The sequence below is a fragment of the Streptomyces sp. KLMMK genome (assembly GCF_036961605.1).
GTDB lineage: Bacteria > Actinomycetota > Actinomycetes > Streptomycetales > Streptomycetaceae > Streptomyces > Streptomyces telluris.
The window spans coordinates 1-10,186 of record NZ_JBAMDC010000242.1 but is presented as its reverse complement, the minus strand read 5'-3'; the positions used below and the strand labels follow the sequence as shown (position 1 = coordinate 10,186).

The window sequence follows — 10,186 nt, the reverse complement described above, 5'->3', positions numbered from 1 at the left end:
CCGCGGGGCGAGGCCTCTCGGAAGATCTCCCGCCGCAACGACGGTGCACTCCCACGGCGAGGGTCCGGCGGAACGGCCGATCGCCCCGGCCCCGGCCCCGGCCGGAGAACTTCGCTACCCCGAGCGGAGCGGCCCACGTACGGTGATGCCATGACGAGCATCGGTGGTGCGGAGATGGTCGACTGGAAGCTCGCGGTGGCGACCGCGACCCGGTTCGTACGGCCCGGGCCGGAGGTGAGCCGGGAGGAGGCGCGGGCGGTCGTCGCGGAGCTGCGGCGGCACGCGGTGACGTCGGAGGAGCACGTCAGGGCGTTCACCCGGATGACGCCGGCCCCGGGGGAGGAAGGCGCCGGGGACGACACCCCGGTCCTCGTGGTGGACAGGGCGGGCTGGATCAAGGCGAACGTGGCCGGGTTCCGCGCGCTCCTGGGCCCGCTGCTGGAGAAGATGCAGGACCGTCGGGCGAACGTGCCCGGCGGCGCGGTGTTCGGCGCGGTCGGCGGCAAGGTGACCGGCGTGGAGCTGGGGATGCTGCTGTCGTTCCTGGCGTCGCGGGTGCTGGGCCAGTACGAGACGTTCGCCCCGGCGAGCAGGGACCTGCCGGGCTCGGCGGCGGGCGGCGGCCGCCTGCTGCTGGTGGCGCCGAACATCGTCCACGTCGAGCGCGAGCTGGACGTGGACCCGCACGACTTCCGCCTGTGGGTGTGCCTGCACGAGGAGACGCACCGGACGCAGTTCACGGCCGTGCCCTGGCTGCGCGACCACATCGAGGGCGAGATCCAGTCGTTCCTGGGGGAGACCGAGGTCGACCCCGCGACGCTGCTGGAGCGGATCCGGGAGGCCGCCCAGTCGCTGGCGGGCGGCCGTCCTCCGGAGGACGAGGGCGCGGACGAGGGCGGGCGCAGCATCGTGGACCTGGTGCAGACGCCCGCGCAGCGGGAGATCCTGGCCCGGCTGACGGCGGTGATGTCGCTGCTGGAGGGCCATGCGGACTACGTGATGGACGGCGTCGGCCCGCAGGTCGTGCCGTCGGTGGCGGAGATCCGGGAGAAGTTCCAGCAGCGGCGGGCCAAGGGCGCGGGCCGGCTGGACGCGGCGCTGCGCCGGCTGCTGGGCCTGGACGCCAAGCTGCGCCAGTACCGTGATGGTGAGCGCTTCGTGCGGGCCGTCGTCGACGAGGTCGGCATGGACGGCTTCAACAGGGTGTGGACATCCCCGAACACCCTGCCCACCAAGGCGGAGATCGCCAAACCGGCGGACTGGGTCGCAAGGGTGCACCGCAAGAACGAGCCGTGAACCGGAAGCTCCTCCTCCGGGTAGAACGCCTCCGTAATCACCCGTCCGAGGGACCGTGGGTCAGGGGTGGGCGTGCGATGCTCGGGTAATGGCTCGCTTCTGTCACCATCGACGCACACAGCGTGACTGAAGGCCTCGAAGCTCGCGCAGCTCCGAACGATCTCCATATGGAACGATTGGACACACGGACATGGGTCCACATCCCGCGGTCGCCGCGATACGCCTGGCGGTCCGCCGCGTACTTCACGACGTCCTCACCCCCACCACACCCGAATCCGTCCCCCCCGGCGGCCGTGAGCCGCTCGTCCTCGTCGCCTGCTCCGGCGGCGCGGACTCCATGGCCCTCGCCTCCGCCCTGGCTTTCGAGGCCCCCCGGCTCGGCATCCGGGCCGGCGGGGTCACCGTCGACCACGGCCTCCAGCACGGCTCCGACCTGCGCGCCGCAGAGGTGGCGAGCCGCCTCGCCGCCTTCGACCTCGACCCCGTCGAGGCCCTGACCGTCACCGTCGGCAGGGACGGCGGCCCCGAAGCCGCCGCCCGCGACGCGCGCTACGCCGCCCTCGACGCCGCCGCCGAGCGGCACGGCGCCGTGGCCGTCCTCCTCGGCCACACCAGGGACGACCAGGCCGAGACGGTGCTCCTCGGCCTCGCCCGCGGCTCCGGCACCCGCTCCCTCGCCGGCATGGCCGTCACCTCCGGCACCGGCGGCCGCTACCGCCGTCCCTTCCTCGGCCTCGACCGGCAGACCGCGCGCAAGGCCTGCATGGTCCAGTCCCTGCCCGTCTGGGACGACCCGCACAACGCCGACCCGGCCTACACCCGCTCCCGGGTCCGCCACGAAGCCCTCCCCGTCCTGGAGAAGGCCCTCGGCAAGGGCGTGATCGAGGCCCTCGCCCGCACCGCCCAGCTCTCCCGGGACGACGCCGACGCCCTGGACGACTGGGCCGCCACCGTGGAGCCCTCCGTCCGGGACGACAGCGGCGCCCTGGAGGCCGCCAAGCTCTACGCCCTGCCGCCCGCGGTCCGCCGCCGGGTGCTGCGCCGGGCGGCCATCTCGGCGGGTTCCCCGGCCGGATCGCTCTTCGCCCGGCACATCGAGGAAGTCGACCGGCTGATCACCGGATGGCGCGGCCAAGGGGCCATCAATCTGCCCGGGCGGGTCGCGGTCCGCAGGCAGGGTGGCAGACTGGTCCTCCGGCAGGGCTGATTCGAACGGGCACGAACGTCACGAACGGGCCTCAGCTCGCCGCGGAAATGCCGGACGATCCGTAGACAAGCGAGAGTGGCGCGGGTGGACGACAAGGACATGGGCACCGACCTCAAGTCGGTGCTCATCACCAAGGAAGAGATCGACGCGAAGCTGGCGGAGCTGGCTGCGAAGATCGACGCGGAGTACGCGGGCAAGGACCTGCTGATCGTCGGTGTCCTCAAGGGCGCCGTCATGGTGATGGCGGACCTGGCGCGTGCGCTCTCCAACCCCGTGACGATGGACTGGATGGCCGTGTCCTCGTACGGCGCGGGCACCCAGTCCTCCGGCGTGGTCCGCATCCTCAAGGACCTCGACACCGACATCAAGGGCAAGGACGTCCTGATCGTCGAGGACATCATCGACTCGGGCCTGACCCTGTCGTGGCTGCTGTCGAACCTGGGCTCCCGTGAGCCCGCCTCGCTCAACGTCGTCACCCTCCTGCGCAAGCCGGAGGCGGCCAAGGTTGCGATCGACGTCAAGTGGGTCGGCTTCGACATCCCCAACGAGTTCGTCGTCGGCTATGGTCTCGACTTCGCCGAGAAGTACCGCAACCTGCCCTTCGTGGGCACGCTCGCGCCGCACGTCTACGGCGGCTGAGCCCCCGGGCCTGGTCGGCGGGCACCCACCGGCGCGCGGGAACCGAATGAGGGTTCCCGCCGTTGGAGCAGGGTAAGGCGGGTTGGTTGACCGTCTGCAGCGGCGTCGGGAGACAATGCTGGGGTACCGTCCGAAGGTCAGTCTTTTTCAGGCTTTCAAGTCAAGCTTTCAAGGTCGAGCAGGACACCGTACGCACAGGCACCCCGTCCAGGGGCTGACCGTGCCTCACTGTGGCAGGAGGGACGGGGCGCTCGCGCCCCGTATGGATGGACGTGAAGCGCTACTTCCGTGGGCCGGTCATGTGGATCGTGCTGGCCGTCCTCGCCGTGGTCGTGTTGATGCAGGTCGTCGGCTCCGGCGGCGGCTACAAGTCGGTGGACACCAGCCAGGTCGTCAACGCGATCAACAAGGACCTGGTGAAATCGGCCGAGCTGACGACCGGCGACGAGAACAAGATCAAGGTTGAGCTCAAGGACGGCCAGAAGGTCAAGGGCTCGAGCAAGATCCAGGCGAACTACATCGGCGAGCAGGGCGTCGACATCGCGAAGTCCCTGCAGGCCAACGCCGAGAAGAACATGATCCCGGAGGGATACAACGTCTCGACGTCCAAGCAGAACCCGTTCATCGGCGTCCTGCTGTCGTTGCTGCCGTTCGTCCTCATCGTCGTGGTCTTCCTGTTCCTGATGAATCAGATGCAGGGCGGCGGCTCCCGGGTGATGAACTTCGGGAAGTCCAAGGCCAAGCTGATCACCAAGGACACCCCCAAGACGACCTTCGCCGACGTCGCTGGCGCCGACGAGGCCGTCGAGGAGCTCCACGAGATCAAGGAGTTCCTGCAGGAGCCGGCGAAGTTCCAGGCCGTCGGCGCCAAGATCCCCAAGGGTGTGCTGCTCTACGGCCCGCCCGGTACCGGCAAGACGCTGCTCGCGCGCGCCGTCGCCGGTGAAGCGGGCGTGCCGTTCTACTCGATCTCCGGCTCCGACTTCGTCGAGATGTTCGTGGGTGTCGGTGCCTCCCGGGTCCGTGACCTCTTCGAGCAGGCCAAGGCCAACGCCCCGGCCATCGTCTTCGTCGACGAGATCGACGCCGTCGGCCGGCACCGCGGCGCGGGCCTCGGCGGCGGTCACGACGAGCGCGAGCAGACCCTGAACCAGCTCCTCGTCGAGATGGACGGATTCGACGTCAAGGGCGGCGTCATCCTGATCGCCGCCACCAACCGTCCCGACATCCTCGACCCGGCGCTGCTGCGCCCCGGCCGTTTCGACCGGCAGATCGCCGTCGACCGCCCGGACATGCAGGGCCGTCTGGAGATCCTCAAGGTCCACCAGAAGGGCAAGCCGGTCGCCCCGGACGTCGACCTGTCGGCCGTCGCCCGCCGCACCCCCGGCTTCACCGGTGCCGATCTCTCCAACGTGCTGAACGAGGCCGCCCTGCTGACGGCCCGCAGCGACCGGAAGCTGATCGACAACCACATGCTGGACGAGGCGATCGACCGTGTCGTGGCCGGCCCGCAGAAGCGGACCCGGATCATGAGCGACAAGGAGAAGAAGATCACCGCGTACCACGAGGGCGGTCACGCCCTGGTCGCGGCGGCTTCCCCGAACTCCGACCCGGTGCACAAGATCACGATCCTGTCCCGCGGCCGTGCCCTCGGCTACACCATGGTCCTGCCCGACGAGGACAAGTACTCCACCACCCGCAACGAGATGCTCGACCAGCTGGCGTACATGCTGGGCGGCCGCGCGGCGGAGGAGCTCGTCTTCCACGACCCGACCACCGGTGCCGCCAATGACATCGAGAAGGCCACCGCCACGGCCCGTGCGATGGTCACGCAGTACGGCATGACCGAGCGCCTCGGCGCGATCAAGTTCGGCTCCGACAATTCCGAGCCGTTCCTGGGCCGCGAGATGTCGCACCAGCGCGATTACTCCGAAGAGGTCGCCGCGCTGGTCGACGAAGAGGTCAAGAAGCTCATCGAGACCGCGCACAACGAGGCGTGGGAGATCCTCGTCGAGAACCGCGACGTGCTCGACAACCTGGTTCTGGCCCTCCTGGAGAAGGAGACGCTGAACAAGGAGGAGATCGCCGAGGTCTTCAAGCACATCGTGAAGCGCCCGGCCCGCCCGGCGTGGACCGGTTCCTCGCGCCGTACCCCCTCCACCCGCCCGCCGGTGCTCTCCCCCAAGGAGCTCGCCCCGAGCAACGGCGGCCAGAGCATGGAGTCGCTCGACCTCCCGGACGACGCCCGCCCGGAGAACTGAGCCGCCGTACAGGCCCTGCCGGGCCCTGCACCACAGGGCCCGGAATGGATGCCGCGTCACCCAGGTTTTAGCCTGGGGGACGCGGCATCCCGTTTATCCGGCCGTGCCGGTTGCTACGAACGCACGAGAGAACGAGGCACTCCATGACCGACCCGGTGACGCTGGACGCCGAGCGGAACGTCGGCGCATTCGACGAGAAGCGCGCCGAGAATGCGGTGCGTGAGCTGCTGCTCGCCGTGGGTGAGGACCCGGACCGGGAGGGCCTGCGCGAGACGCCGGCCCGGGTGGCACGCGCGTACAAGGAGATATTCGCGGGTCTCTGGCAGGAGCCGGAGGACGTGCTCACCACGACGTTCGACCTCGGGCACGACGAGATGGTGCTCGTGCGCGACATCGAGGTCTACAGCACCTGTGAGCACCACCTGGTGCCGTTCCACGGCGTGGCGCACGTCGGCTACATCCCGTCGACCAGCGGGAAGATCACCGGGCTGTCGAAGCTGGCCCGCCTGGTGGACGTCTACGCCCGCCGGCCGCAGGTCCAGGAGCGGCTGACCACGCAGATCGCGGACTCGCTGATGGAGATCCTGGAGCCGCGCGGCGTGGTCGTCGTCATCGAGTGCGAGCACATGTGCATGTCCATGCGCGGCATCCGCAAGCCCGGCGCGAAGACGCTGACGTCGGCGGTCCGCGGCCAGCTGCGCGACCCCGCGACGCGCGCGGAGGCGATGAGCCTGATCATGGCCCGCTAGGGCCGGTCCGGCACCGCCGGAAAACGAAAAGCCCGCCGCAGTGGCGCAAAGCCACTTCGGCGGGTGTTCGGCGGAATGCGGGCGGCGGAACCGGCAATGCTGCGGGAACCGCCGGAGGCGCTACGCGGAAAGCCGGCTGCCCATCCACTTCAGGGTCGGGTTCAGCTCACGCCGCCACGTGTTGAAGTTGTGGCCGCCGCTGTCCAGGATGATCGAGGAAACCCGGGCCGAGCCCTTGGCCATCTCGATGAACTTCAGCGTGTCCTTGTAGTTGTGCTCGCCCTGCTTGCTGCTGGTCACCAGGACCGAGATCGGCGGCGTCTTCTCGTGCTTGAGGCGCCACATCACGTCGTTCTCGTTCTCCAGCTTCTTGCTGCCGTTGAAGAGGGAACCGGTCGTGGGGTCCTGGAGGGCCTTGTAGTAGCCCGAGAGGGAGGCCGCGGCGCTGTAGGAGTCCGGATTGCGCATGGCGATCTTCAGGGCGCAGTAGCCGCCGGTCGAGTTGCCGATGATGCCCCAGTTGGCGGCCTTGTCGCCGACCCGGTACTGCTCGGTTATGGCCTTGCGCAGGTCCTTGGCGAAGAACGTCTCGGCCTGCGGGCCGTTCGGTATGTTGATGCACTCGGTGTCGCGCTGGCCGACGATGGACGGACGCATCATCACCAGAACGGTGGGCTGCATCTTCTTGTCCTTGCTCAGCTTGTGAGCGCGGACCGGGTAGTCGAGCCCTTTGATGAGCGCTTCCGCGGTGCCCGGGTATCCGGTCAGGACGACGGACGCGGGAAATTTGCGGTTCGCGTACTCCGGCTGGAAGTACTCCGGCGGCAGATAGACGTAGGCCGGGCCGTTGATCTTCGACTCGACGCCGGCGATCTGGATCTTCTCGATCTTTCCGCCGACGCGCGGGACGTTGCCCCGCGGCACCTTCACGGGCTGGGTGTTCACGACCTGCACCCGCTTGCCGCCGGCGCTGTGGTCGACGATCACGCCCTCTTCCTTGACCTGGCCGAAGAGGTCGGCCCAGGAGCCGTAGAAGCCGAAGGACTGGTTGGCCCACAGGCCTATCGCGGCGAACAGGGTGAGCTGTGTGGCCAGCATCATGCCCACCCTGCCGAGTATGGAGCCCACGCTCCGTTTGCCCAGGCGGGGCCAGAGCCAAATGGTCAACGCGAAGAGCACTACCGCAGCCGCGATGGCAAGCAGCAGAACCGCCATGCTGGTGAGACCCATGAGGTGCTTTCTGCCGAGCGACCCGGCGCCGAGTCGCGGAATGGTTACTTCTTTCCGGGCTCGGCCCCCCGCGGAACCTCAACCCCGAAACCGTCGTCCTACAGGGCGCACATTGTCCGGGCGCTGCCGCCAGATGGCGCAGGTCCACTCGACAGGACGACGGGAAGAGATGTCTGTCAGGGTAGATGGCAAAAAGTCCGATGGGGTTCCCGAGGGAACCAAGCGACTGTCGAGGCTTGCGCGTATCGTCAGAGGGCCCAAGCCCGAGAACGTGCCTGCCGTCGTGGGAACGGTCGCTGCCCTCATCGGCCTGCTCGACGTCCTTGCCGGTGTCGTTCCGCGGTTCCGCTGGAGCAAGGTCCACAGCCTCGCCGAGGTGCTGCCCGGCTCCGTGACCCAGCTGGCCGCGGCCGGCTCGATCATCGTCGGCATCCTGCTGCTGATGCTCGCCCACGGGCTCAAGCGGGCCAAGCAGCGCGCCTGGCTCGCCGCCGTCGTGCTGCTGCCCATAGGCGCCGCCGCACAGCTGGTCTACCGCCACTCCTACATCGGCGCGATCCTCTCCCTGCTGCTCTTCATCTACCTCGTGTGGCACAAGAGCTCCTTCTACGCGCTGCCGGACCCGCGCAGCCGCTGGAAGGTCGCGGCCAACTTCGTCCTGATGGGCGCGGCCAGCTTCGGCCTCGGCTGGGTGATCGTCGGCTCCCACCCGGACCAGATGATCGGCGACCCGCCGGTCAGCGAGCAGATCCAGCACGTGCTCTGGGGCCTCTTCGGCTTCGAGGGCTCGATCCGCTACACCGAGCACGTCGACTACACCGTCGGCTACTCCCTGGGCGCCCTGGGCCTGCTGACCGTCGCCACCACCGCGTACCTGGCCTTCATGCCCGCGTACCCGGCCGCCGTCCTCACCGAGGAGGACGAGGACAAGCTGCGCGAGCTGCTCGCCAAGCACGGCGCCCGCGACTCGCTGGGCCACTTCGCGCTGCGCCGCGACAAGAGCGCGGTCTTCTCGCCCTCCGGCAAGGCGGCCGTCTCCTACCGCGTCGTCTCCGGCGTGATGCTCGCGAGCGGCGACCCCATCGGTGACGTCGAGGCCTGGCCCGGCGCGATCGAGCAGTTCATGGCGCTGGCCAAGCGCCACTCCTGGACGCCCGCCGTCGCCGGCTGCAGCGAGACCGGCGGCGAGGTGTGGACCCGCGAGACCGGTCTGGACGCCCTGGAGATGGGCGACGAGGCCATCGTCGAGGTGGCCGACTTCTCCCTGACCGGCCGCTCCATGCGCAACGTCCGCCAGATGGTCAAGCGCATCGAGCGCAACGGCTACAGCACCAAGGTGCGCCGCGTCGGCGACCTGGGCCCCGAGGAGCTGGAGGCCGTCCAGAAGGCCGCCAACGCCTGGCGCGACACCGAGGACGAGCGCGGCTTCTCCATGGCCCTGGGCCGCATCGGCGACCCCAAGGACCTGGACGCCATCATCGCGACCGCCCACAAGGACCCGGAGGAGGGCGAGGACTGCCCGTTCGGCGACCTGCGCGCCATGCAGCACTACGTGCCGTGGGGCCCGGACGGCAGCTCGCTGGAGCTCATGCGCCGCGACCGCAGCGCGGACCCGGGCATGAACGAGCTTCTGATCGTCGCCTTCCTGCAGGCCGCGCCCGAGCTCAAGGTCAAGCGCCTGTCGCTGAACTTCGCCTTCTTCCGCTCCGCCCTGGAGCGCGGCGGCAAGCTGGGCGCCGGCCCGGTCGTGCGCATCCAGCGCTCGGTGCTGGTCTTCCTCTCGCGCTGGTTCCAGATCGAGTCGCTGTACAAGTTCAACGAGAAGTTCCGGCCGCGCTGGGAGCCGCGCTTCATCGTCTTCCCCAACAGCCGCGACCTGCCCCGCATCGGCTTCGCGATGATGCAGGCGGAGGGCTTCCTGGAGCTGCCGCGCCTGCTGCGCCGCCGCCCGGCGCCCCCGAAGGACGTCCTGGACGACGCCGACGAGCAGGTCTCGGCCGCGGAGGTCACGCGCGCGGCGTGAGCGCCCGCGCCGTGGTGACCCCACGGATAAGTGTGTACGGCAGTGCCCCCGACCGGCTTCCGGTCGGGGGCACTGCCGTTTGCGGCACGCCCTAGGCTGGTCCCATGAGTACCTTGCGCGGTCGTCACGGGCCCGTCGGTCTGCCGGAGTGGAATCGCTGTGCGGTGATGGGCGTCGTCAACGTCACGCCGGATTCGTTCTCCGACGGCGGGCGCTGGTTCGACACCGAACTCGCGGTCAAGCGCGGTCTCGACCTCATCGCCGGCGGCGCGGACCTGGTCGACGTGGGCGGCGAGTCCACCCGCCCCGGCGCATCGCGGGTCGACGAGGGCGAGGAGCTGCGCCGGGTGGTCCCGGTGGTCCGCGAGCTGGTGGCCGAGGGCGCCGTGGTGTCGGTGGACACCATGCGGGCCTCGGTCGCGGAGGCGGCCGTCGAGGCCGGAGCTGCCCTGGTCAACGATGTGAGCGGCGGGCTCGCCGATCCGGCGATGGTGCCCGTGGTGGCCACGGCCCGGGTGCCCTTCGTGGTGATGCACTGGCGCGGCTTCAGCGCCGACATGAACAGCCGGGCGGTCTACGGGGACGTGGTCGGCGAGGTGATCGCCGAGCTGCAGCAGCGGCTGGACGCCGTGATCGCCGCGGGCGTCGACCCCGAGCGGCTCGTCGTGGACCCGGGCCTGGGCTTCGCCAAGAACGCCGGGCACGACCTCGCGCTGGTGGCGGGCCTGGCGCGGCTGCGCCGGGAGCTGGGGCTGCCGATGCTGGTGGCCGCCTCCCGCAA

8 protein-coding genes are annotated in these 10,186 nt (G+C 69.6%); 7 read left to right on the top strand and 1 reads right to left on the bottom strand.

Going from position 1 to position 10,186, the window contains the following annotated elements:
* Window positions 1-150: 150 nt before the first annotated feature.
* The 5 genes from V7793_RS26340 to folE all read left to right on the top strand — a co-directional run bounded on the left by V7793_RS26340 (window position 151) and on the right by folE (window position 6,152).
* Entirely contained in the window at window positions 151-1,296 is a 1,146-nt protein-coding gene (locus V7793_RS26340) for a zinc-dependent metalloprotease (protein ID WP_336010607.1), read from the top strand.
* A 190-nt stretch (window positions 1,297-1,486) separates the two neighbouring features.
* Window positions 1,487-2,503: a tRNA lysidine(34) synthetase TilS gene (tilS, locus tag V7793_RS26335; protein WP_336010605.1), complete on the top strand. Its 1,017-nt coding sequence runs from the start codon at window positions 1,487-1,489 to the stop codon at window positions 2,501-2,503.
* 99 nt (window positions 2,504-2,602) lie between these two features.
* On the top strand, window positions 2,603-3,142 hold the full coding sequence (gene hpt / locus V7793_RS26330; protein WP_058047052.1) for a hypoxanthine phosphoribosyltransferase: 540 nt from the start codon (window positions 2,603-2,605) through the stop codon (window positions 3,140-3,142).
* Between the two features lie 266 nt (window positions 3,143-3,408).
* Entirely contained in the window at window positions 3,409-5,403 is a 1,995-nt protein-coding gene (gene ftsH, locus V7793_RS26325; protein ID WP_168092287.1) for an ATP-dependent zinc metalloprotease FtsH, read from the top strand.
* A 143-nt stretch (window positions 5,404-5,546) separates the two neighbouring features.
* Window positions 5,547-6,152, top strand: coding sequence for a GTP cyclohydrolase I FolE (gene folE, locus V7793_RS26320; protein WP_058045613.1), 606 nt, complete (start codon window positions 5,547-5,549; stop codon window positions 6,150-6,152).
* 120 nt (window positions 6,153-6,272) lie between these two features.
* On the opposite strand, the gene V7793_RS26315 is transcribed toward folE, so the two are convergent.
* A complete protein-coding gene (locus V7793_RS26315; RefSeq protein WP_336010602.1) occupies window positions 6,273-7,382 on the bottom strand; it encodes an alpha/beta hydrolase in 1,110 nt (369 codons plus the stop codon).
* Between the two features lie 169 nt (window positions 7,383-7,551).
* Here V7793_RS26315 and V7793_RS26310 point away from each other — a divergent pair, with 169 nt between their 5' ends.
* Together V7793_RS26310 and folP are read left to right on the top strand one after the other, a co-directional pair.
* The gene (locus V7793_RS26310; RefSeq protein WP_256790976.1) at window positions 7,552-9,405 is read left to right on the top strand and encodes a phosphatidylglycerol lysyltransferase domain-containing protein; all 1,854 of its coding nucleotides are present in this window, start codon (window positions 7,552-7,554) and stop codon (window positions 9,403-9,405) included.
* A 104-nt stretch (window positions 9,406-9,509) separates the two neighbouring features.
* On the top strand, window positions 9,510-10,186 hold a 677-nt coding region (gene folP / locus V7793_RS26305), incomplete at its 3' end, for a dihydropteroate synthase (RefSeq protein ID WP_336010596.1).

What these genes read in the sequence shown, in the direction of transcription:
- V7793_RS26340 (WP_336010607.1), top strand. Translation starts at nt 151, where the DNA reads ATGACGAGCATCGGTGGTGCGGAGATGGTCGACTGGAAGCTCGCGGTG.
- tilS (WP_336010605.1), top strand. Translation starts at nt 1,487, where the DNA reads ATGGGTCCACATCCCGCGGTCGCCGCGATACGCCTGGCGGTCCGCCGC.
- hpt (WP_058047052.1), top strand. Translation starts at nt 2,603, where the DNA reads ATGGGCACCGACCTCAAGTCGGTGCTCATCACCAAGGAAGAGATCGAC.
- ftsH (WP_168092287.1), top strand. Translation starts at nt 3,409, where the DNA reads ATGGACGTGAAGCGCTACTTCCGTGGGCCGGTCATGTGGATCGTGCTG.
- folE (WP_058045613.1), top strand. Translation starts at nt 5,547, where the DNA reads ATGACCGACCCGGTGACGCTGGACGCCGAGCGGAACGTCGGCGCATTC.
- V7793_RS26315 (WP_336010602.1), bottom strand. Translation starts at nt 7,382, where the DNA reads ATGGGTCTCACCAGCATGGCGGTTCTGCTGCTTGCCATCGCGGCTGCG.
- V7793_RS26310 (WP_256790976.1), top strand. Translation starts at nt 7,552, where the DNA reads ATGTCTGTCAGGGTAGATGGCAAAAAGTCCGATGGGGTTCCCGAGGGA.